We start from the raw sequence: 23,920 nt of genomic DNA, 5'->3' as shown, positions 1-23,920 counted from the left end.
GACCCGCCTTTTTATGAGGCGAGCCCTTTAAATAATTCATAACTATAATGCAAAGCGAGATACAAAATCCTGAAGCTCCTGTGCATTTCCTGCAAGTCTATCAGATGCCTGTGCAACCTCATAAGATGATGCTGTCTGCTCCTGTGAAGCAGCTGAAACATTTGAGGTTTCATCGGCAACCGCAATACTCATCTCTTCAATATCATGGATATTCTTAGCAATTGTATCGGTTCCGCCTGATAACTGCTCTACGATAGAACTCATTGTATTTGATTCCTCTGAAATAGAGTTAACCATTGTCACAATGTTATTGAATGTTCCACCAGCCTCATTTACAAGCTCAGAACCATTAACAACCTCATCTGCACCCTGTCTCATAGCAGCAACTGCTTCCTGAGAATTCTTCATGATACCAGCAATAAGCTCGTTAATCTTCTGTGCAGCCTGATTTGATTCGTCAGCAAGCTTTGAAATCTCACTGGCAACAACTGCGAATCCTTTACCCATTTCACCGGCACGCGCAGCCTCAATCGAAGCATTAAGTGAAAGCAAATTGGTCTGACTTGCGATTTCTGCAACAGTTACAACAAATTGATCGATACTCTTTAGGCTCTCTCCTAAGTCCTCTACAACATTTGCTGTGTTCTCAACTGATTCTCTGATTGTATTCATCATCTCAGTTGCATTAGTCATATCTGCAGCTCCGTTGATAGCTGCTTCATTTGTAGCTTTAATCATTTCTGATGAACGACTAATAGCTTCTTTGAATTCCTGCATATTTGTAACAAACGCATCAGTTTCATTTGTAGCTGCTGATACAGCGTTAATCTGTCCAGATGAAGACTGAGCTACATTTGTACAAGATGTTGCTACCATCTCACTAGCCTCAGCAGACTGTGAAGCTGATGCTGATAACTCTTCTGATGCAGATGCTACAGATGATGTTGTATCTGAAATCTGAATCATAAGGCTTCTAATATTTTCATGCATAGCATCAAGGGCTTCTGAAATAGAACCAATTTCGTTATTGTGCTTCTTAAGTTTACGCACATCTTCCATTTCCGGATTTTCTGTAAAATCACTATTAGACATGCGAATCATCTGTTTAGCAGAAAGTACGATTGGAGCAGTAATCTTATTTCCAAAGTAGAAGGCGATGATAAATCCTACAATAATAAGTACAACAAGGATGATTACAGTTGCAACAATACTCTTCATTAAGGAAGCTTGAGCGGTTGCACGATATTCAGCTTCAAGGGCATCCAAATCATCAATCCATACACCTGTACCCATTACCCAATCAAATGGCTCGTAGTATGCAGTATAGTTAATCTTTGGAAGTTCTTCAGTTTCATTTGGCTTTGCAAACATAAGCTGTGTATATCCACCGCCATCCTGCATACCATTTTCAATCATCTGCTGAATGAACTTATTACCAGAGGAATCTGTTAAATCCCATCTAGACTGACCTTCTGTGTCACGTCCTAAAAGAACAACATTAACACCCTCTGATGTATCAACCCAGAAGTAACCATTGCCATCATTGTATCTTAATTCTCTGATGATATCTGCAGACTGTTTCTGTGCCTCAGCAAGAGACATTTCGCCAGCCTTATATTTTGCGTTCATAAATTCGCAAATACTCATAGCTTCTTCAGTCTCATACTTAAGCTGAGCTTTAACGTCATCAAGCAGACGTTCCTTATAGGCAGCTGTCTGAGAATTATTAGTAGAAACCGTATTTATGATTGTAAAAAGTGATATTACTCCGGCAGTAATAATTACAGCGCCAACAATAACGGCAATCAATACAGTCTTCAAACTACCTCTTTTTTTACCCTCCATAAGTAAATCTCCTCCTACAAAGTTGTATTATATAAAACCCCACGTTTTAATTACTGACTTTAATTTATCACATGTTGTCAGATATTTTTATAATTTCACAGATAATTCATCGTTTTCTAAATCTCATCTTAGCCTTATTAAATCCTACATTACCATAGCCTGTAGCATACCCCTTTATAACTTCCTTCTTCACTTCCTCGGTAGTTAAAAACACTTTCTCTTTTGCTTTAGATGAATCCTCTGACTGCATTTCCATGAGTTCCTGGCTAAATTGAGTCAACTGGTATTGCATTTTCATCATATTATTAGCCATATTTTTCATTATCTTTAAAACGTCATCCTGATACTTTTCTATGAAATCGTTCATAGTCTCCTCTGTTACTCGAAGCAGCTTAGTTTCAGAATACGTAACAATTGTATAAATAGCAGGCGCACCTGTAAGAATACCAAACTCTCCAAAGCAAGCTTCTGGCCCAAGCAAACCTATCAAAACTTCATTTTCAGTGCCATATCCTGTATACATCTCCACATGGCCTGAAATAATTTTATACATATCAAGATTCTTTTCACCTTCTTGTAGAACCACTATCCCCGCAGGTACATCGTAGATTTTATCTCTATTAAGCACACTATTATTATCAAAAAAAGATCCCATAGTCTTCTCCTCCTATTATTTGGTAAAGGTCTTCATTACCCCAAATACTCAGCTTTGTACCCCTACTTTAAAAATAATACAACAAAATTGCGAAGATTTAATGTAGGCAGTGTGGCTAGTGTAAAAAAGCCTCATCTGTTTTTCCACAGATGAGGCTTTAATTACCTAAAATATAAACTTTTCTATTGCGGCTGCTACACCGTCTTCATCATTAGATGGCGCAATATAATCTGCCCACTCTTTTGTCTCTTCCTGAGCATTAGCCATGGCCACCGAAAGTCCTGCGTATTGCATCATTGGAATATCATTGTATCCATCACCGCAGGCTATCAAATACTTTTTGTCTATTCCAAGCTTGTTTAACAATATTTCTAGAGATGACGCCTTTTCAATCCCCTGTGGCATTATCTCAAGGAAATATGGCTCTGAGAAAAATATAGTTACAGCTCCGTTCAGCTTTTCATTAAGCTTGTCCTGCACCTGCTTAAGCACCTTGTGCTCTCCAGTACATAAGAATTTAACAGGTGGGTCTAACTGTGCCTCTTCATCCAAATGGAACACCTGTCTTACAGGAATGTTATTGATTCTGGATTCGATTTGCACATACTTATCGTTCTCATCGTTGGTGATAATCCCCTCTGAATCGTATGTTAGAGATGCAACACCAAATTTATTAGCGCAACGCACAATATCTGCAAAGTATTCTATTGGGAGAGTCTCCCTGCGGACCACTTCTTTTGTCTTGCAGTCGATAATCATGCCACCATTATATGAAAGGATGTATCCGCCCACCTCTTCCAAATGAAGCTGCTTCGCTATCTTGACAATTCCAGGAACCGGACGCCCCGATGCAAGAATAATCTTTACGCCTGCCTTCGCAGCTTTCTTTATTATCTCTTTGTTTTTACTACTAACCTCTTTTTTACTATTTAAAAGAGTTCCATCTAAATCTAATGCTATTGCTTTGTATTTCATAGGGCATATATTATCAAACTGCGCATAGATACGTCAATTTCTAATCTCACTTTTTAAATGAGAATATAAGTATGCTGGAGACCACTTTAGATTAACTGGCGTTACCATAGCCTTGAAAACTATCGATGGTGCCTGGGTTCCTTTGTAGACATCTAAAAAATCATCTAAATTTTCGCTATTAAACCCATCAAAAATCAAAAGCTCCGATATATTTTCATCGCAATCCATACCTGCTTTTGCAGATTTGCTATTATCAATTAGATGCTCTATAGACTTATGAATGTCATCACTAGAAATATTTACAATATCAGCTCCAATAGCACGACAGGCTCTTGTAAGTGCTGCCATTTTATTGAAAGTAAGATTATATATGAATACTCTCATGCTATACCCCTTTGTATCGATTTTTTATAAGTATAGCATAGCCTAGTGCTTTTGCAATCTGTATGAAATCCATGGAGGACTGGGGAAACGCCTACAAAAATGATTAACCTTACAACTTACCACCAGAGGTAGCAATTCCTTCTACAAACTGCTTCTGGAAAAAATCATAAGAATCGTATTTTTATAAAGTGTTATAAATCATGGTACTTACAACCAATATCAGGTATAATATCTTCATAAAATAAAAGGGAGGTATTTTACTATGGCAAGATTTACTTTGCCCAGAGACATTTATCATGGAAAGGGCGCACTTGAGGCTTTAAAATCATTCGAAGGCAAGCGCGCTATCATCTGTACTGGCGGCGGATCCATGAAAAGGGGTGGTTTTTTACAGAAGGTTGAGGATTATTTAAAAGAAGCTGGTATGGAAATCGAGCTTTTCGAAGGTATCGAGCCTGATCCATCTGTAGAGACAGTTATGAAAGGTGCCGAGGTAATGCAGAAATTCCAGCCTGACTGGATTGTTGCAATCGGTGGTGGTTCACCTATCGATGCTGCCAAGGCTATGTGGATTAAGTACGAGTATCCAGATACAACATTCGAAGATATGTGCAAAGTTTTCGGACTTCCTAAGCTTCGTACAAAGGCAAAATTCTGTGCTATATCTTCTACTTCAGGAACTGCTACAGAAGTTACTGCATTTTCAATCATCACTGATTATCAAAAGGGTATCAAATATCCAATCGCTGATTTTGAGATTACACCTGATGTGGCAATTGTTGACCCTGAGCTCGCTCATACAATGCCAAAGAAACTTGTAGCTCACACAGGTATGGATGCTATGACACATGCTATCGAAGCTTACGTTTCTACAGCAAATTGCGCATACACAGATCCACTTGCAATCCACGCAATTGAAATGATTATGAATACTCTTGTTAAATCATACAACGAGGATATGGAAGCAAGAGATGCAATGCACGATGCACAGTGCTTAGCTGGAATGGCATTTTCTAATGCCCTTCTTGGTATCGTTCATTCTATGGCACACAAAACAGGTGCTGCTTTTGCTGATTTAGGAGCACACATCATCCACGGTGCTGCTAATGCTATGTATCTTCCAAAGGTCATCGCATTCAACGCTAAGGATCCTGTAGCTAAACAGCGTTATGGCGTCATCGCTGATTACATGCATCTTGGCGGCTCAAATGACGATGAAAAGGTTAAGCTCCTCATCGATTATTTGCGCAAGATGAATGATGATCTTAATATTCCACATAGCATCAACCACTACGGTCCTGATGGACTTCCTGCCGAGCAGGGCTTTGTTCCTGAGGATGTTTTCCTTGAGAGACTTCATGATATAGCTGCTAATGCTATCCTTGATGCTTGTACAGGTTCTAATCCTAGACAGCCAAGTCAAGAAGAAATGGAAAAGCTTCTTAAGTGCTGCTACTACGACACTGAGGTTGATTTCTAAATTATGTCATAGATTCCTGTTTTTCCTCAGAAAAACAGGAATCGTAAATACCAAGAAAATAGATTCTTCTATTTTCTTGTCCTGCAAAGCAGGATTCTTGCTGACAATTTCATTGTTTTGTCAGCAAGAAGTCATAAAAATTGGGAGGCCATTTGGCCTCCCATTATTTCTATTATTTAACTTCTACAAGTTCAATTGTAAAATTAAGTTCTTTTCCGGCCATCTCGTGATTTGCATCAAGAGTGATATTTGTATCATCCTTAGCTACAACCTTCACTGGGAATGGTCTGCCGTATGGATCCTGCAAGTATACCTGCTGGTCTACAACAAGCTCCTCTGAACCTGGAAGCTGTGCAATCTCTATTGTAAAGACTGCATCCTCATCACGCTGACCATAAGCTTCCTCTGGCATAAGGTGAATATCTACCTTATCACCCACTTCCATATTTGCAACAGCTTTATCAAAACCCTTAATCATCATGCCTGCGCCGCAAACAAACTCAAGTGGCTCGCCTCTGTCATATGATGAGTCAAACTGTGTTCCATCATTGAATGTGCCTCTGTAGTGTGTGCGACATGTCTTACCTACATTCTTGCCTTCAAATTCAGGCTCAGAGTGGCATCCGCCACACCCAGAGTGCTCGCCACAGCTATGGCCTTCCTCGTGATCTCCACATGTATGACCTTCACCATGATGATTACAATTTACACCAGAGTTAACAAGCTCACCCTTAAGGTATGCGTCAACTGCAGCATCAACATCGCCTGATGCGCCAGCACAAAGCTCAATTCCGTTCTGGCTAAGAGCTGCCTGTGCGCCGCCTCCGATGCCACCACAGATAAGTACATCGATTGACTTGTTGCTAAGAAGACCTGCTAAAGCACCGTGGCCCTGTCCATCTGAACCAATAACCTCAGAAGAAACTACCTTGCCATCCTCTACTTCATAAATCTTAAACTGCTCAGTATGTCCAAAATGCTGGAACACCTGACCATTATCATATGTAACTGCTATTCTCATTTTTATACTCCTTTAAACAAAATCCCTGTCATTATAACAGAAATTTTATAAAAAGTGTGCACGTAATTCATCAGCTGAGATTGGCGAAAGGTAAGCTGGTGCAATATCAAATACTGTCTTTGCTCCTGTAGCACCTTCTGCATTAAGACGATAAATTGCTCTAGCATATGCTGTTAAAACAGCTCCTGTAAATTCAGGATTAGAATCAAGATTCAAGCTGTACTCGATAACGTGCTTGTTGCCATCGAAGCCTGTTTCGCCTGTGTAAATAACACTTCCTCCATGTGGCAAGCCGCTATGATTCTTCTTAAGCTCTTCTGCAGAAATAAAGTTAACTGTTGTATCGTAATCAGAAAAATAGTTTGGCATTTCTTTAATCTCTTTTTCGATACGGGCCTTATCTGCTCCATCTTCTACTACAACAAAGCACTCTCTTGTATGCTTCTCGCGAGTTGTAAGAGTAGGATTCTCTCCACTTCTAACTCTCTCAAGTGCCTCTGGAACTGGAATAGTGTATTGTCTAGCATCAACTACACCATCAATGCGTCTAATAGCATCTGAGTGTCCCTGGCTAACGCCCTTGCCCCAGAATGTGTAAGCCTCTCCCTTTGGTAAGATAGATGTTGCATAAAGTCTGTTAAGAGAGAACATTCCTGGATCCCAGCCACAAGAAATAAGGCCAAGCTTACCAGCTGACTTTGCTGCCTTTTCAACATTTGCAAAATGCTCTGGAATTCTAGCATGTGTATCAAATGAATCAATTACGTTGTAAAGAGCTGCGTACTTTGGTGTCATCTCTGGTAAATCTGTAGCGCTACCTCCGCAAATAATAAGAACATCTATATCTTCCTTACCAGTATCCAAGTCTGCTGTAGATCTAACTGGTGTATTTGTTTTTACTGAAACTGACTTAGGGTCTCTTCTAGTATAGATTGCAACAAGCTCCATATCCTCGCTAAGAGAAACGGCAGCTTCTGCTCCTTTTCCCAAGTTTCCATATCCTAAAATACCTACCTTTATCATGGTTATCCTCCTATAAAATCGAATTTTGCACTAATAATATCAAATTTTGCGCCATTAAGAAAGTCAATATACTTTGACTTTTTGTGGGCTACTTAAGGAAAAAGCCCACAAAAACCTTTACATTCTTAGCATTATATATTAGTTATCACTAGAAACAGTTCCTCATTCGTCACTGTTTCAATGATCTCCTTTAAAAGCAGAAAATATATCAATAGAAGCAGCCATCTTTTTTAGATCAGCAAGATTCTCTTTTAGATATAGTTCCAACTGCTGCACTTCGATTTCTGCAAATCCATCATTTTTCATAATTTTGCATTCAGGGATTTTTCCTTCCGCTGATCTAACTCCATCCTGAAAGGTAACAAAGGCATATTTATCCCCCTGCTCGCTCCTGCAAACAGCAGATACTGACATTTTTAATTCTCCTGCTTTCAAATCTTTCATCTCACCCTCCGATTGTTAACCCTAATACTCCTCATCAAATATCTTGTAAAATAAACGGTCAAAAAATCCGTATTCTCTTTTTTTAAAACTTGCAAACGCAGTCATACACTCATCACAATAGTAACCTTCCGCTTGTACATCAAGAGATACTGGTTTCTCATTAATAATCGATTTATCTTTATAATTCTCAGGATACCAAAAAACTTTAGTATCTCGTAGAGTCTTTGCCTTGACAATTCCCGGTCTCATTTCTTTACCACAATTAGGACAATTCATAACAAGTCTTCCTCCGCTCATTTTATTTTGGAATACTCAGAAAACAGATTTTAATAACTGAATAATCATCTGAACGCTTTAATTGTAACATTACCATTCCCAATAAACTGCAAGATTTATCAATATCTTTATTCTAGATGATTTGTCTGCCTAATCAAAGCGTTTTCTGAATATGAGCAGAAGTCAGCTTCCCGCTCTAAGGATGATGAGAAAAAGCTTTGGAGCGATTTCATGAAGTTATTTGAGAATTGTGGCAAGCTTAAGGATTCTGATTATAAATCTGCCGAAGCTCAAGCTATGGTAAAGGACATCAAAAACTACATCACAAAAAACTTCTATGAATGCACCAATGAAATTCTTGCAGGTCTTGGTAAGATGTACGCTGCAGAAGGCGAATTCAAGTCAAACATCGATAAAGCCGGTGGAAATGGTACTGCTGAATTTGTCAGCCGCGCAATTGCTGAATATGTAAAGTAGCCAGGCAGGAGGCACCAAAGTACCTCCTGTTCTTGATATAAATATTCTATTCTTCTCCACCTCTATTATCTTCAATTTGATGTCCTTTTTCATCTTCGTATAAATGACCTAAACCATATTAAAATAATCCACATATATCATAATTTGGTTCTTGATTAAGCATAAATCTTGTTATATATTTTTTGTTGTTTTTCAAATGCTCATTCGAGCGATAACTCCCTGATTTTACTATTAATTTAGAAAGGATATTAATGAACAAAACTTCATCACAAGAGCAAAGAATTGACGATTTAAAATCTGAGCTAGCTAAAATTACCAAGGAACTATCTAAAGCTCCTAATGGGTCACTTAATGCGGTGAAAACTTCAAATGGTTTCAAATATTTTCAAATAGAAAAGAACCATGGAACTGTAAAAAGAACCTACATCAAAAAAGAAAAGATTGCATTAGCAACTGCCCTTGCCAAGAAGCGATATAACAAGATTCGCAAACAAGAAATTGAAAATGAGATAGCATCAATTAAACTAAAATTAGATAGAACTCCAAAAATCTCTTCAACAGATCTACTCTATAACATTCCAGGCTATAGTAATCTTCTTCAACCCTTGCTAAATCCCAATTACATAAAACAACAGAAATGGCTATCACAACCTTATATACATAATGACAAACACCAGGAAACACTTCGATTTAAAACATCTGCTGGAATTACCGTAAGATCTAAATCAGAGACGCTTATAGTTCGTGGATTATCAGATTATAATATTCCATTTAGATATGAATGTGGGCTCGAGATTAATGGAACTATATATTTTCCTGATTTTACAATATATAAAGCTTCTGAAGACATTGAATTAATCTGGGAACACTTTGGAATGATGGACAATCCTGAATATCGATTCAATGCACTGAACAAACTTAATATTTATATCAATAAAGGCTATGTTCCAGGCCATAATCTGATATGTACCTTTGAAACTATTAATTCACCACTTACCGAAGATATTATTAAAAGAACCATTGAAGCTTACCTGCTGGACAAAAAGGTATAGATTCTTGAAAAACATCAGTTTTTCAGGAATCGTAAATACCATGAAAATAGAGTTATCTATTTTCATGTCCTGCAAAGCAGGATTCTTGCTGACAATTTCATTGTTCTGTCAGCAAGAAGTCATAACCATCTATCATTATTGCTCTTAGTTATACCTCTTTGACTTCATTACAATGTCTCATTGCCCACTATAAGGTATAACCTGCCGCAAAATCTCACATTGGTTATACCTTTTTGACTTCAGTATAATGTCTCATTACCCACAATAAGGTATAACCCTCCATAAATTCCTAAGCTAGTTATACCTTTTTGACTTCAATACAATGTCTCATTGCCCACTATAAGGTATAACCTGCCGCAAAATCTCACATTGGTTATACCTTTTTGACTTCAGTATAATGTCTCATTACCCACAATAAGGTATAACCCTCCATAAATTCCTAAGCTAGTTATACCTTTTTGACTTCATATTAGTCCCTCATAATTTATAAAAGGGTATAACTACCTCCCATATCAGCCCAAGATTATACCTTCACAAAAAGAGCCCGCCACAAGGGCAGGCTCTAACAATTCAATTATTACTGTACACAAAGCTCACAATCTAAGCTAGGGCACTGTGAGCATCCTACTTATTTGCGATAGCTGCCTGTGCTGGTGTAGGCACATGACGTATCTTTTATATCACTTGAAGCGGTCGACAGTTGTTTTTTTTTCCAATCGGAAGTGGTCTGCTTATATGCTTCATTTCCAAAGGCAGGATTTAGATACCAAATGAATTCCCCGTGATCATACACCACTCGATCAACAAAGTTATCAATCACTGTATCAGGTATCTTAGCCCTGGAATCATAAGCAGTCATCTTAATGAACTCAGAAAGACTTTCAATACGTCTATCCTTTGCTTCATTATCTTCCAATTCTAAAATCTGCTGTCTACACTCACTATTAATCTTTTCAATGTTCGAAATCTGATCTTCAAGTTTCTTTTTCTTACTTCGAAAGACTTCTCTGGAAATATCTCCGTCAGCACACATATCAACAAGATTAGCCATTTGCTTATGCAGCTTATCCAATTGCTTCATGTTTCGTTCAAGCTTTTCCTTATCATTTCTTTCAGGAGCCTTAACCTCAGCCACATCACTTAACATTGACATTGCTTCACGGTAAATAGCTTCCTTATTGTTTAAAAGCTTTTTAAAAATGAAATCAGCCTGAACTTCCAACTTCCATTCCATAAACGATGAGTTGTCACAGATTCCATCAACCTCAAGGCCTTTCTTCCTTCTACTTTCAGGTGTGCCTGTTCTTAACTGTCCATAGCACTGATAGATATACGAAAGATTTCCATCTTTTGCCTTGTGAGCGATTCTTCTGTTCATAGCATGACCACAGGTACAAACAAGTTTGTTACCCCAGATATGCTTGCATGGTGACTGACCAACAGATCTGCCATTCTTATCACGCTTTCCGATTCGATGTTTTGCTCTTAACTCCTGAGCCCGATCAAAATCTTCAGGTGATACAAGTTTCTCATGAGTGCCTTCCACATAAACCTTTTCAACGGCTCCAAAATTATTGATTTTCTTTTGAACCAGATAATCAGGAACATATTGCTTACGATAAACGATTCGTCCGCAATAAAAAGGATTTCTAAGCACCCTGTTAATGTTACCGGACTGCCATCTGGTAAGTCCTGTTGCAGTCTTTCGGCCCTCCTGCTCCATGATGTCCTGAATTTTACGAACACCATTGCCGGATAAATAGAGCTCGAAGATTCTCTTCACGGTCTCAGCCTGTTCTTTATTTACAACAAGCTTATCCCCTACTCTATCGTAGCCAAGGATATTACCATTGCCATACAGAACTCCATTCTTAAATGAAATCATCTGACCGGCTTTTACTCTCTGTGAAATCTTCTTACTTTCGTTCTGAGCCAGCGTTGCCATGATTGATAGACGAAGCTCTCCGTCCTCATCATTCATTGTCCAGATATTGTCTTCTGTGAACCACACCTCCACGCCGTAAGATTTGAGGATTCTGGTCTGCTGCAGTGTATCAACTGTGTTTCTCGCAAACCTAGATACCTCTCTGGTAATAATTAGATCAAATTTCTTTTCTTTTGCATCCTGAAGCATTCTCATAAAAGATTCTCGCTTGTGAATAGACGTACCGGTGATACCCTCATCAATATATCTATCTACCAGCTCCCAGTCAGGATGCCTTTGTAATAATTCATCATAGTACTGCACCTGATTCTCCAGTGCAGAAATCTGCGCCTCATGCTCTGTAGAAACACGGGCGTAGATAGCAGCTTTTCGCGCCATATTGCACCTCGCATTCCCAATTAAGCTGTCAGTACTATGAGTACATCATACAGCTTAATTATATAATGGTTACTCTAATTACTCAATTGGTAAATCACGCTTTTTCGCGATATACCGCAGTTCTTCGTCTGTTATCTTTCCTTCTTTGTTAAGCTCCTTCATAATGTCAAAAGCAGCATACTTAATAGCCATTTCCTCAGCCTCTGGAGGAAATGTAAGCTCTTTTAATTCCTTCATGACCATCCCTCCTAAAGCTTCTCAATGAAATAATTTTCCATGTAGGAAATCAATTCACAATGAATACGGCTTGCCTTTCTTCTGACAACCGGAACAGATACACCAGCTTCTTCTGCCAGTGTGTAGTAATCCTTCTCCTGCTTAAGAAGCGGAATGATAAGTTCCTGCTCCTTCACACTAAGTGCATGCAGGTGTCTCTTGAAAGAAGCATATTCATCAGCCATCATTACAATGACATACTCTCTTCTCTTGAATTCCTGTACCAGAGCCGGATCTGATAAAGCATCCTCTGCTGAATTCAGTCCTTTGATAGCTCCCTCAAGCATTACATCAAGAACCGCTTCATCCGCTGTAGGATTACTATAGTTACCCAAATTCTGAATACGGACTCCAAGTTCATCTTTGTGATTGCTACGCTTTCTTTCCTTCTCTGCCTTAATCTCGTAGATCAGTCTCATCTTGCAATCCTCGATGATTCCCTGGAAGGAAGAGTAATTGGAATAAATCAGTTCGGCCCTCTCCCTAGCTGATTTGTCACCGTAGCTTTCATAGATATTAACCATAGTGGCCATATACACCTCCTATATTCAGTTGTGTTTATGTCACTTGGCTGCGCGCCGCTTCGTAACTCTTACATGTTTAAGTCTAATTGGAATGCGCCTTATATTCGTTAGCGCGGATGTGGACATAAGGTACACATAATGTGAACCTTAACCCTCAAGAATCTGAATCTGTCTTAGCAATTCAAGCGCAGACTTCTTTGCCTTGTCCGTCTTCAGATTGTTCAGAATCTCTATTGCTTCATTAACAATAGGATCAAGATTATCCGGTGAATCACCGTTTAATATGTAATCAGCAGATACATGAAACAGGCGACTCAGCTGTGTAAGCATCTCAGCTGAAACACCTCTGCTGTTGTTCTCATAATTGGAAATAGCAGACTTCCCCTCAAGATGAAGTTCTATAGCAAGCTCCTCCTGGGTAAATCCAGCATCTGTACGTAACTTTTTAATTCTTCCACCAACTGTAGTTACATCAATTACTCCGTTGTTTCTGTTTACTTTCTTCATAGCTACACCCTTTCCGGTGCCTTCCAAAACAGAAGCGAACCGAAAAAAGAGCGCAAAAATAAAAGAGCACTGCAAAACAAATACTTAAACCAGCTGATACGCATATACGTATCTTCCAGTAAGCTTCTGTTTTGCAGGCCCTTTTTAATCTGAATAGATGTCTTATGCTCTCTGGCTGCATCTATCCGTAGTAAATACGACTCTCTTCACAAACTCTTGGATGCCAGACGTCACTCATTTGTAAGTCCTTTAACGCCATACTGACGACCAATCCAGCAATCTCCCTGGCATCCTCATAAATATTTAATTGTAAATCTAATTGCTACTTGCCTAACTTGTTAAGCTTCGCAGCGTATCCGGTTAAACGAGCATGCCTCTTCTTAGCAAGCTCCTCCTCGGATCTATTATCATCGAATACGGATACCTTGCCTTTCTTCACGCACACAACAAGGCGAGCACCGCATTCCGGGCAGACCATATACGAAGTTGTACTAGCTGACTCCATAAGAAATCCACCACATCTGTGGCAGCAAACCACGCATTCCCCAATTTTTTCCTCCGCTGAACTCATCAACATCACGCCTCCTTTGTCTTTCAAGCTTGATATCTCTCATTCGGAAAAGGGAAAGAAACCGATATGATGAGCATACTATAATCTCCCGATAATGGCCTTTCCGTAGTGTAGTCAACACTGCCATCATCAATGCACGACTGGTCTGATCTGTAAAAACTGTTTAGCACACATTACGCGAGGTCTTTAATGACCTTAACAGCCACACCCTGAATCTCACAGTCTGAAACAATGATGTCCTTCATAGTCTTATTCTCAGGATGAAGTCTGATCTTCTGATTCTCTTTGTCTACAAAATAGCGCTTCAGCGTGTTCTCATTCCCTACAAGTGCAACAACAATATCGCCATCCCTGGCTTCTGATTGCTTTCTGACAAGTACCAGATCTCCGGGAGAGATTCCAGCATCAATCATGGACTCGCCCTTCGCCCTAAGTAGGAAAAAAGTTCCGTTGCCAAACATAGAAACAGGCAATGACACATAACTTTCAGCGTACTCTTCCTCCAGTGTGGGAACGCCGCAGGAAACAGCACCAAGAAGTGCTACGCTTGTAAACTCTGTCTGAACCTTCTCGGTCTGCGCAGTAGAAATATGCTGGCCATCATATCTGATCATGCCATTGTCACTCATGGCTAACAGATACTTATATGCAGTTCCTCTGGCAATACCGACCGCATTGGCAATCTCTGTTGTAGACGGTGAGTGGCGATAATTCTTGTAGTATTCCTCTACAAATGCCTTAATAGTACCCATAAGCTCTGTAGATTTATGTCTCATACGCCGCTCCTTTCTAAAGGAAGCAATCTGCTTTCGTTACTTCCTATTTGAAAGTATATCACCACAAACACTTGTTTGCAACAATAATCTACAAAATATCGAAAATTTCTGACAGCCGCGAAAATCGTGCACTCCCCCTTTTATGATACCTATTGTAACAAAAAGCCTGTCCCAATTTAGGGACAGGCAAATTCGCAGTTTTATTCTTTATATTCGTAAATATCCTAAATTATATAATTAGAGGAGTCTTTGATGCTGAAATTAGTAAATCTTCTTTCCATTATCATTGAAGTGGCGGCCATCAATACTCTTTTGTTGAAATACATATAAATGTTTTACATTTCCTCTTTCTGCCATCGCTAATGCATTTCTTGCAATATACAACATATTCTTCGGATTCAACGTAGCAAATATATTAACCGTTATACCCTCTGGAAGTTGCCTTAATTCTGATGACACCGTTTGTATTAACTCTGGACTGTAATGCCTACTCAAATCATTCCCCCGCTCTCTGTACACCCTAATGGTAGGCAAACTAGCTTTCAGGCGTGGAAGCTGGCGGTATTCTATAGGATATGTATCTTCGATTACAAAATTTATCTCTTTAGGAATATTTCCATTCTTGAAGTTTTTTCTTTCTATTTTTACTTCTGCTTTATCTTCAGGGTAATCGTTATCATCAATTGGAAAATCATCAAATAATTCATTAACAACTATTTTAATTTGCATATACTGCGGAACTTTTTTCAAATTACACTTTCTTATGTTCAGCACTTTAGCCGAAAACCAGAACCACCAATAGTGATAGGAATGATATGTATTTACTCTGTTCATCATCACACTATCATGATTATATTTTCTAAATATACGAAGCACAATAACACATAAAACTATTCCTATTACAACATTACTACTACTTAAAAGCAGAATATAAAAGACGTTATCTGGCTCTATTATATTTGCCTTTAGATAGTCTGAGAACATACCTTTTATATTACAAATATTAGGGATTATTAGCACAAATATCAAAATTATTATTTCAATAATCTGTATACCATTATCCTCTATTATTTTTAGTAATCGCTTCATCTGTTGTTCCCCCTTTTACATATATGCCATCGACTTTTTGACATTCATGCAATTCAGTTATTACCTTAGTGCACGTATCTCCTGCCCAAATTCTAACTTGTTTTCTTCCAGCAATTATGAATAGTATATAACCGCATCCACTAGTTTCGTTTTCTATAGAACTTCTCCAGTCCTCCCAATCTATCGAAGATGGTATAGGTACATCCTGTGGATGGGTATGCCATACTCCCATATAATAGCTCTTTTTCACTTTTTCTTTCAGCAAAAAGCTATTATGCCGCGGATCTTTAATCGTAAAATGAATTCTATTGCAATAATCCCCACTGAATGGATGAGATATTTTCTCCAATGAGACATTTTTTGTAATATCATGCTGATATCCTACTATATAACCTCCACTTTCTGGGCTATTCACTTCATTCTGCAACCACTTATACATTTCATCAAAAACATCGGTTAGTACATCCAAAAATCTACCATCCGGCAATATGTATTTTACACAACTATTCTGTTGAGTGATTTCCACAACAGTTACACATCCCTTCGTAAAATTTATAATTTTTTTGGTATCCTTCTTCTTTCGTCACAGTCAGTAGATAATTATCTTCATCATCTACATCAAATATCTTCTCAACACAATATAACATCGCAGCGACTGTTCTCAGCAACACTGCAGTCCCATAAGGAGCCCTAGTTCCACCACAACCATTTCTAATAATCAATCTGTTATGTGCATCTTCTTCTAATCGATTTGCTTTATTATTTATAAGAGCTCCTTTTTCATCTGTGTACAAGCACTGAAAACATCCTTTTTTATTGTATTCTACTTTTAGAAGATGACTATAATTACCTCCAGCTTCAATCCAAGCATAAATTACAGGAATTGAACAATTATTATCCTTCAACAGATTATTAAAATACAATTGTTTATCACTACTACCAATTGTGAATATTATAATATCTTGGCTTTTTATCTCACTAAGCAAAGCATCTCTATCTAAATCTTTTCCAATTGCCCTTATATGTATTTCTGGATGTAAATACTCCAAGAATATTCTTAATGAATAAGGTTTTTCTAATCCTTGTCCAAATCCACCATAAGCCCATCTCATCACGTTATCTGGTTCAAGCTGATCTCCATCATAGACCGTAATGTTGCGAAATCCATTTTTTACCATTTCGGCTGCCGCATAACTACCTAATGAGCCTGCTCCAACGATGAGAACTTTTTTATCCATTAAATCAATTCTATTTCCAATAGCTTTACTTAACGCATAATAATCTTGTCGCTTGGACTTGATAATTCTTACTTCAGTAATATCATTCTGTATTTTAGCGATTACACTATTTTTAGTAGCATTATTAAATGACACTACCATTGTAAACACTTTTCTAACATCATTAATCAACATTCCAAATGATAAGATCATAGAACGCGCTTTTATCTGCTCAGATGATATAAATTCAAATGATTCCCGTGATATATGACTAATTTGCTTACCATATAAAACATTCAAGATGTCATTTTTTCCCCATCCTGTTTTCTTTGTCGGAGGAATAATACCTCTATTATCTATAAGAGGTATGTAATAGGCACAAATATCAGCACGATGTTTCCAATAACAGTTATCTCCATCTTTCTTTTCTTTATCATTAAGACTAATTCCATGTGCTACACATCTCATTTCGTCTTTACCTAAATAGACATTCAATTTTTTTGCCTTTGAATCATCACCTAAATAAATATCTATTTTTCCCTCTTCAGCAACATCGTCCCAATAATATAGAAACTCCTTCTGTAGTTCCTTTTCTATCTGCAGCTTTGAAAGATTAACTAACTCTAACAATCTTTCAATTGCATCTACTATTTTTTCTTCGAACGTAAAGAGTGACATTATCACGCTTCCAGACTCATACAGACATAGCGCTTTATAATTTCCCTCCGGAAGTGATTTATCCTTTCCTATGTCAAACCCTTCCGTCATGATGTGTGGGTAAGCATCACAAGTATCATTCACTGCAAATATAGTCACTCGTGAAGATGGAACGCTTTCTTCCGGACATAGCATTAAAAAATCATGTTTTCTTATAGAAAAGGTTATATACTTAAGCTTGTTTTCAGATTGTTGAATACATGATATTTCATCATACGCCTCTAATATATGTATAGCAGTTAATAATTCATCCAAAATTATGCTCCTTCTTTGTATTTGTAGATGCAGACATAGCTTTCTTTTCCGGAACTACAAACTGTTCACCTAGAACTTTTTGAACATATTTTGCAGCATCGTGTTCTGATTCTACATTTACTGCATTTGTTAGATTGTCCACTGCAACACATAATCTCTTATAAAACGTAACCATATACGTTTTACTACTTTCTCTCATTTTCGAAAAAATATCTGTATATGGTTTAACAGGCAATCTTTTCGAAATATCCGCACTTATAACTGCTCCTGATGCATCATAATATACATTCGTAAAGGAATTCTTAATTGATTCCATAGTTTTCTTAAGCGCAAGTAAATCATCGTCACCATCATCAGATGTACATTCCACAAAATTATCACATACCAAATATGTTAATCCTATACTTGGCGGAACCTCATGATCCAACTTAGAATTACTGTATATTTCATTTCTCCACTTTTTAACAAAACAGATTATTCTTCTTAACTGGTCATTACCGTTAATCTTGTTACATAAGTTTTCATTTAAGCCATCAGGATCTGCTTCTTCCCATTTGTATATACCTGTATCCTTACCTCGAGCCAAGTAAATATCTCCATCATCATCTGCATATAATGGAAGATCTATGTGCATCCACTCTTCACCATTTTCATAATATGAAGCTCTTACACATGGTTCTTTAATATCCACCGATCTCTTTGAAATGTCAATTGACTCTTTTAAATACCTCTTAATTTTTCTTGGATCAGGGTTTTCATCAATATTCAATGGAATCATAACAGCTACATCCATATCTACCACGTCTGAAACAATAGTAGTATTGTACTTATAACTACCTTGAATAAACATACGAATATCGCTCTTATTTACTGTAATTCCATGATCCTTTAATTTGCCTGGTAACTTAGTTTTTATTTCATCTTCTAATATTTCGCGCTTTTCTCTAAGATTATCCGCCTCACTACTTATACGAATTTCTTTATGAAAATCAGAAAATTCTTTTTTCAATTTCATTTTTTCACTTAACCTCCTAATACATTTCTAATAAATCAATTTCGTCTTTGCTTAACCTAATAATTGTCCTGAATACTTACCTTCCTCAACCCTAAAAAAGAATTCACTATACTGGTCACCATCAAATATTTCAAGTAATTCCCTCATATTCCAAATCAGATTAGCATCATTGACTTCATTTCTATCTAACCAAAACACTTTTCCTTCATCCGAATCTTTCAAACTTCCAACAAACTCATTAGTTTTATACAAAAGAACTATGTAACGAGTACCATCTTCTTGAATCCAATCCTTAAACCCACATGGAATTGGATTTTTGATTGTCAAGCCAGTTTCTTCTTTCATTTCTCTTATTACAGAATCGGTCAAAGACTCATCAGCCTCTATATGTCCCCCTGGAAAAACTAAACCACCAGGGTGTCTTGTCCCCTTTTTTTCTTGCACAAGAATTTTATCGTCCTTATATATTAAACACATATTTGTGAGTTCAATTTCTGTTGTTCTAGTCATGCTTCCACTTCCTTAATCTCTTAAATAAGCCAACGCAATTGAATGCGTTGGCTTATTACTTACTCATTTACTGCCATTTTATTCAATCTCGTTAATTTAGCCATACCACTATTAGCTCCACGAGGTTGTCTTAATGATCGCTTCTCAATTTCCTCTATACTCATAGTAGATGATATAGATTGCAAAACTTCTTTAAGTCGTAAATTTATCTTACTGTTTCTTGACTCAGCTCGTCTAATGATTCCTTGGCAAGCTACAGGAGAAATATATATTTCTTCAGGAGCATCAGCAGAAACAATATCTTTCATGCTTCCATATTGACAGTTTTCTGGACGTACAGAACAATTAATCACACCATCATTAGTGGAAATAATCTCTTTACCTAAATTGTAATAGTCATAATCTTTTTCAATAAGATTGATTTGACCATCATCAAAATTCTTTGGATTATCAAATCCCTTTTCAAATCTGCCTCCCAACCATTCTACTACCGGAACAGCCCAAGAGTTTCCAATCGCAGTATATCTAGTCGTTCTCTTAGCACCTTCTAAATCTGTATAATCAGCAGGAAATCCCATTAATCGCTCACATTCAACTGGTGATAACCTTCTAATTCTATTGTCTTGGACAACAAACAGTGAACCATTCAATGCAGCTGCATTACCATTCCATTTTGTTCCGTACGCAGCATAGAGACAATCTGTATAAGCCCTAAACACCTCATAATGGTGTCCATCCTTTTCAAACACCAATTCTTGTTCTGGGAAATAATCAATTCCATCTTTAAACTCAGAGTTGTGATTTTCAAACAAGACATTCTCTGGAGCAAAGTCCTTACCACCAGCCAAAACATATAATCTCTTTCTCTGCTGAGGAAGTCCGAAGAATTTTGCATCTATTACTCTCCAAGCAACATTTCTTTTCGGTCCACGTACTAATCCTGCCCTTGGCCATTTCTTTTCTTCAATAGGATTTTCTAATCCTGCCAAATACGAGATTAAACATCCAAAAGCATTCGTTTTATCAGACAAAACGCCTTCAACATTTTCCCAAAAAACAATCGTACGATTCTTCCCCTGACTCTCGCGAACTTTATCATTCGCATCTATAATATCAACATATTTTAGTGTCAAGTTACCTCTATCGTCGTTCAAGCCATTCTGAAAGCCAGCAAAAGAAAAAGCCTGACAAGGAGTTCCTCCGCATATCAAATCAGGAGCAGAGACTTCACCGTTTAAAATCTTTTCAGGGATGTCTGTCATATCACCCAAGTTAGGAATATCCTCATATTTTTCCTTTAAAACATATGAAGGAAAATCCGCAATTTCAGAAAACCATTCAAATTTATATCCCATTGGTTCCCATGCAACAGAAGCTGCCTCTATTCCAGAACATACACTTCCTATCGTTTTAATCATCACTTTATCACTCCTTATTATCGTATAGCATTATTCGTCATTTTCGGTTTTAGCATTCAGGCGATTTCTCCATTCCTGAATATCATACCAAGGACAACCTTCACATCCTTTTTCCGCATCCTTACCTTTTTTAGGAATGCTTTCATCCCAATCTGGACCACCTTTGTAAAAATAATCGATCCCGAAAATTGTTCCTCTTTTACCAGTTTGAAAACAAGTGCGGCACACTTCTCTTTTTTGCTGATTTCTTTGATTTGTTAAAAGCTGAAACTTACTTCTGATTTCTTCATCTGACATTTCGTCAGGATTCTCTGATTTAGTATCATCGTCCCATCTAATTTCCGAAAACTTGTGATCAGGCAAAACATTTCTACTCTGAACATTCTCATAGACATCTATTCCGCCTAAAACCCTTATAATTCTTTTTCGCAATGCAGGAGACCATGTTTCATATCCATTTCCAGCTAATTCAACTCTTGGAATATGAAGTAACATCAAATGAGTCGTATTTTTACCGCAATTTGGGCAATACATTTTTGTGTTTGTCGAGATAGTATAACCAAACTCTTTAAGATCTTGTATTCTTCTTGCAAAATTTGGATTTGATGGTAGCTCACAATTTACACACTTCCATTCTCCATCCCTAAGTGAATCAAAAATATCCTGTGTGACCTGTGCATTTTTCCCGCTCCAAAAATCATCTTGATCCTTATTCCATTTTTCCAGATGATTAGGATTCATCAAGTCATATACTTTGTTCATGTAGCTAAAGAGAGCTGGCTTATCCTTATAATCAATACTTACACCTGTTCTTCTATACTCTATAGGCAACCACCCATCCCATTTTTCTTCTGGATAGTCAAATTCAGCTTCTACATATACTTCTGACGCTTTTGTATGTGCATGAATCGGATCTGCCTCATTAATTTTAATATTCTTGTTCAATTCTTCCATTATTATCTTCTCCTCCCTCAAGAATAATCAATTCATCAATACTACACGAAAAATAATCGCAAAGCTTCGCAATTGTTTCAAGCGATACAGGTTCTTCTTTACCCATACGCGCAACGATATTGGAGCTTATTCCTACATTCTCAACAAGATCTTTCTTTTTCATCTTATTATCGATTAGTTTTTTCCATAAACCATCGTAGTTTACTTTCATTATCCACCTTCCTTGCGCTATCTCCCAATACAATATGTAGTGGTCGAGTCTCTTCATCTCGCCCAATAGAAAGTGTACTACAAATTTATCGTTTGTTCAATATAAAATAACTAATTCGTCTATAAAATTCACTATATCATGATTTTTAATAATGGTAACATTTTATCTCGGTTAATAGTAGTCCGAGAGTCCCGTTTGTAATACAAGACTCCCGTTTTGTAAGTGAAAATCTAGTTTTGTAAATGAGATTCCCACTTTGTAAATGAAAATCCCATTTTGTAAACGAGATTCCAGCTTTTTATTTTATATTTGTCCATGTTATAATTCGTTCAGCAGATTTTATGTACAAAAACAAGAGATCAATTCTCGCTCGAAACTTTTTGTATTCGGAGAATCCATCCCTGGTTCAGCAGATTTAGTTTTACTTCTGACGGCCTGTACATAAATTAAACTGTTACTTTTTGAGAAGTTTTGGCTTTAAGATTATGTTCTCGGCGGCAACCGGTGAACATCCTAGTTTCTTTAGCAAATCTTCTCCATAATAAAAGCTGAACACTTCGTATGGGCTACGGTCGTTCAGCTTTTTTCTTTTATAAGAGTTGATATGATTCATCATCAAAAAAATATCTTCCTGGGTTAGTTCATCAAAGCTTGTACCCTTTGGTAGAATTCTTCTTATCAATTCATGATTAACCTCACATGAACCTTTTTGGTAAGGGGCACTTGGGTCACAATAAAACACTCTAGTTCTAAGACAAGGGATACTTTTTCTATATTCAATCTCCTTTGGATTAGAGAATTCGCTTCCATTGTCTGTGAGTATGACAGGAAAAAGTTGATTAAATGTAGCTTTTCCCAACACTTTATCAATGGCATTTATTATTCTTATCACCGAACCTGATGTATTAGCATCTCTTAGAAATGCAAGCATTAAACTGCTCTCTACAAAATGAAGTGTTAATAAACATTTGCCACCAACCCTTCCAATAACAGTATCTAATTGTACTGTTGTTGCCTCAGGGTGTTCAGACATATATTTTAGATAATCCTGATAATTACGTCCTATCCTACAACCTCTATCAACCTTAAATTCAGCTTTTTTATATCTGGGACGATATTTTACCTTCCTTGGCAAATCAATGTTTCTAACATCAAAAAGCTGTGCGTCTACATAGTTGTATAGAGTTTTTTCACTACACATCAAGTCATCAACATTATTTAGATAGATTTGGTGCAGTGATTGGCCATTTTTAACCAACGGGCTAATTATTTCATTTATTCGAGCTATATCATCTTCATTAGACAGGATACCTGTCCTAGATTCTGAGATAATTGCATATGCTCTTTCATGCGCATCAGCTGGGTCATATAATCGCTTCATCAAAGTGCATTTATCCAGTTCCGAGCATCCATTACACACATAGGGTGGTTTACTCTTAATGGAGCAAATATCTTCTTTAAAATCTGGGCAATGTAGTGTGCATTCGGAGCATAAACTACATTTATATGCAGATTTATGAGTACAATCATTACCACATAAATCTTTGGTTTTACAAGTAGACCTATGCTTACAAGGGTTATATGGATATCCTGGTCTGCCACTTTTCTTGTCATAGGAGTACTTTTTTATTTCCTTTGCTATTGTGGTGCGGTCTTTACCTAATTGCTTACCAATCGCCCCAAAAGATGCATTGTCCTTAAGCATCTGAGCAATTATTAAACGATCTTCATATGATAAAAACTTTGACATATGGTGACTCCTTTCTAGCCGCCAGAAATCAAAGAATAACAAAAAAGAGACCAACCTTCCAGTCAGTCTCAAATATTTGTAAGAGAGAATCCATACCTCCCTCTTGCATCTCAAAATATATAGTTTTGGGAATCATCCGGGGTAAGAGGTATGGAATCTCGGATTACAATTGAGG

The 23,920-nt window shown here is 37.3% G+C and carries 26 protein-coding genes; 3 read left to right on the top strand and 23 right to left on the bottom strand.

The genetic code is table 11. From position 1 onward, the window contains the following. Positions 1-42: 42 nt before the first annotated feature. From T498_RS0106625 to T498_RS15150, 4 genes are all read right to left on the bottom strand, one after another. A complete protein-coding gene (locus tag T498_RS0106625; protein WP_028235227.1) occupies positions 43-1,845 on the bottom strand; it encodes a methyl-accepting chemotaxis protein in 1,803 nt (600 codons plus the stop codon). Between the two features lie 106 nt (positions 1,846-1,951). Then, positions 1,952-2,500, bottom strand: coding sequence for a Crp/Fnr family transcriptional regulator (locus T498_RS0106620; RefSeq protein ID WP_028235226.1), 549 nt, complete (start codon positions 2,498-2,500; stop codon positions 1,952-1,954). A 165-nt stretch (positions 2,501-2,665) separates the two neighbouring features. Beyond that, entirely contained in the window at positions 2,666-3,475 is an 810-nt protein-coding gene (locus tag T498_RS0106615; protein ID WP_028235225.1) for a Cof-type HAD-IIB family hydrolase, read from the bottom strand. Positions 3,476-3,508: 33 nt separating this feature from the next. Further along, the gene (locus T498_RS15150; protein WP_036978013.1) at positions 3,509-3,859 is read right to left on the bottom strand and encodes a DUF3783 domain-containing protein; all 351 of its coding nucleotides are present in this window, start codon (positions 3,857-3,859) and stop codon (positions 3,509-3,511) included. Positions 3,860-4,121: 262 nt separating this feature from the next. Here T498_RS15150 and T498_RS0106605 point away from each other — a divergent pair, with 262 nt between their 5' ends. After that, entirely contained in the window at positions 4,122-5,339 is a 1,218-nt protein-coding gene (locus T498_RS0106605) for an iron-containing alcohol dehydrogenase (protein ID WP_028235224.1), read from the top strand. Positions 5,340-5,511: 172 nt separating this feature from the next. Here the strand turns inward: T498_RS0106605 and T498_RS0106600 are convergent, their stop codons facing one another. The 4 genes from T498_RS0106600 to T498_RS0106585 all read right to left on the bottom strand — a co-directional run bounded on the left by T498_RS0106600 (position 5,512) and on the right by T498_RS0106585 (position 8,103). Next, positions 5,512-6,360, bottom strand: coding sequence for an FKBP-type peptidyl-prolyl cis-trans isomerase (locus tag T498_RS0106600; protein ID WP_028235223.1), 849 nt, complete (start codon positions 6,358-6,360; stop codon positions 5,512-5,514). 45 nt (positions 6,361-6,405) lie between these two features. Next, positions 6,406-7,383, bottom strand: a complete 978-nt coding sequence (locus T498_RS0106595; protein WP_028235222.1) for a diaminopimelate dehydrogenase — start codon at positions 7,381-7,383, stop codon at positions 6,406-6,408. A gap of 177 nt (positions 7,384-7,560) precedes the next feature. Then, positions 7,561-7,827: a hypothetical protein gene (locus T498_RS15145; protein ID WP_036978011.1), complete on the bottom strand. Its 267-nt coding sequence runs from the start codon at positions 7,825-7,827 to the stop codon at positions 7,561-7,563. 21 nt (positions 7,828-7,848) lie between these two features. Continuing rightward, positions 7,849-8,103, bottom strand: a complete 255-nt coding sequence (locus T498_RS0106585) for a PF20097 family protein (RefSeq protein ID WP_028235221.1) — start codon at positions 8,101-8,103, stop codon at positions 7,849-7,851. A gap of 153 nt (positions 8,104-8,256) precedes the next feature. Here T498_RS0106585 and T498_RS0106580 point away from each other — a divergent pair, with 153 nt between their 5' ends. Both T498_RS0106580 and T498_RS0106575 read left to right on the top strand, forming a co-directional pair. Continuing rightward, the gene (locus T498_RS0106580) at positions 8,257-8,580 is read left to right on the top strand and encodes a TipAS antibiotic-recognition domain-containing protein (RefSeq protein WP_028235220.1); all 324 of its coding nucleotides are present in this window, start codon (positions 8,257-8,259) and stop codon (positions 8,578-8,580) included. Between the two features lie 251 nt (positions 8,581-8,831). After that, entirely contained in the window at positions 8,832-9,632 is an 801-nt protein-coding gene (locus T498_RS0106575) for a hypothetical protein (RefSeq protein ID WP_028235219.1), read from the top strand. Positions 9,633-10,260: 628 nt separating this feature from the next. Here T498_RS0106575 and T498_RS0106570 read toward each other — a convergent pair. The 15 genes from T498_RS0106570 to T498_RS0106500 form a co-directional block, all read right to left on the bottom strand. Further along, positions 10,261-11,955: a recombinase family protein gene (locus T498_RS0106570; RefSeq protein ID WP_028235218.1), complete on the bottom strand. Its 1,695-nt coding sequence runs from the start codon at positions 11,953-11,955 to the stop codon at positions 10,261-10,263. A 78-nt stretch (positions 11,956-12,033) separates the two neighbouring features. After that, complete coding sequence (locus T498_RS16720) at positions 12,034-12,192, bottom strand: hypothetical protein (protein ID WP_155951029.1); 159 nt, start codon at positions 12,190-12,192, stop codon at positions 12,034-12,036. Between the two features lie 11 nt (positions 12,193-12,203). Beyond that, the gene (locus T498_RS0106560; protein ID WP_026508797.1) at positions 12,204-12,764 is read right to left on the bottom strand and encodes a hypothetical protein; all 561 of its coding nucleotides are present in this window, start codon (positions 12,762-12,764) and stop codon (positions 12,204-12,206) included. 138 nt (positions 12,765-12,902) lie between these two features. Then, positions 12,903-13,262 carry a helix-turn-helix domain-containing protein gene (locus T498_RS0106555; protein ID WP_036978009.1) on the bottom strand — a complete coding sequence of 120 codons (360 nt, stop codon included), beginning with the start codon at positions 13,260-13,262 and terminating at the stop codon, positions 12,903-12,905. 322 nt (positions 13,263-13,584) lie between these two features. Next, on the bottom strand, positions 13,585-13,833 hold the full coding sequence (locus T498_RS17000) for a hypothetical protein (RefSeq protein WP_022518945.1): 249 nt from the start codon (positions 13,831-13,833) through the stop codon (positions 13,585-13,587). A gap of 173 nt (positions 13,834-14,006) precedes the next feature. Further along, entirely contained in the window at positions 14,007-14,609 is a 603-nt protein-coding gene (gene lexA, locus T498_RS0106545; RefSeq protein ID WP_028235216.1) for a transcriptional repressor LexA, read from the bottom strand. A gap of 261 nt (positions 14,610-14,870) precedes the next feature. Continuing rightward, entirely contained in the window at positions 14,871-15,698 is an 828-nt protein-coding gene (locus T498_RS0106540; RefSeq protein WP_028235215.1) for a hypothetical protein, read from the bottom strand. Then, a complete protein-coding gene (locus tag T498_RS0106535; RefSeq protein WP_028235214.1) occupies positions 15,667-16,224 on the bottom strand; it encodes a Mov34/MPN/PAD-1 family protein in 558 nt (185 codons plus the stop codon). Before T498_RS0106535 ends, T498_RS0106540 begins: the two co-directional genes overlap by 32 nt. Further along, positions 16,202-17,887, bottom strand: a complete 1,686-nt coding sequence (locus tag T498_RS0106530) for a ThiF family adenylyltransferase (RefSeq protein WP_028235213.1) — start codon at positions 17,885-17,887, stop codon at positions 16,202-16,204. The genes T498_RS0106535 and T498_RS0106530 overlap by 23 nt, the downstream gene beginning before the upstream one ends. After that, positions 17,880-18,902: a cyclic GMP-AMP synthase DncV-like nucleotidyltransferase gene (locus tag T498_RS0106525; protein ID WP_028235212.1), complete on the bottom strand. Its 1,023-nt coding sequence runs from the start codon at positions 18,900-18,902 to the stop codon at positions 17,880-17,882. Before T498_RS0106525 ends, T498_RS0106530 begins: the two co-directional genes overlap by 8 nt. A gap of 51 nt (positions 18,903-18,953) precedes the next feature. Further along, on the bottom strand, positions 18,954-19,412 hold the full coding sequence (locus T498_RS0106520; protein WP_028235211.1) for an 8-oxo-dGTP diphosphatase: 459 nt from the start codon (positions 19,410-19,412) through the stop codon (positions 18,954-18,956). A gap of 59 nt (positions 19,413-19,471) precedes the next feature. Further along, positions 19,472-20,830, bottom strand: coding sequence for a DNA cytosine methyltransferase (locus T498_RS15140; protein ID WP_051524645.1), 1,359 nt, complete (start codon positions 20,828-20,830; stop codon positions 19,472-19,474). 30 nt (positions 20,831-20,860) lie between these two features. Beyond that, the gene (locus T498_RS0106510) at positions 20,861-21,784 is read right to left on the bottom strand and encodes a restriction endonuclease (RefSeq protein ID WP_051524644.1); all 924 of its coding nucleotides are present in this window, start codon (positions 21,782-21,784) and stop codon (positions 20,861-20,863) included. After that, positions 21,759-21,995 (bottom strand): helix-turn-helix domain-containing protein, encoded by a 237-nt coding sequence (locus T498_RS0106505; protein ID WP_028235209.1) that lies wholly within the window; start codon positions 21,993-21,995, stop codon positions 21,759-21,761. Before T498_RS0106505 ends, T498_RS0106510 begins: the two co-directional genes overlap by 26 nt. Positions 21,996-22,449: 454 nt before the next feature. Further along, a complete protein-coding gene (locus tag T498_RS0106500; protein ID WP_028235081.1) occupies positions 22,450-23,745 on the bottom strand; it encodes an IS30 family transposase in 1,296 nt (431 codons plus the stop codon). Positions 23,746-23,920 lie beyond the last annotated feature (175 nt).

Source organism: Pseudobutyrivibrio sp. MD2005, assembly GCF_000621865.1.
Taxonomy (GTDB): domain Bacteria; phylum Bacillota; class Clostridia; order Lachnospirales; family Lachnospiraceae; genus Pseudobutyrivibrio.
This window is presented reverse-complemented; position numbering and strand designations above follow the sequence as displayed.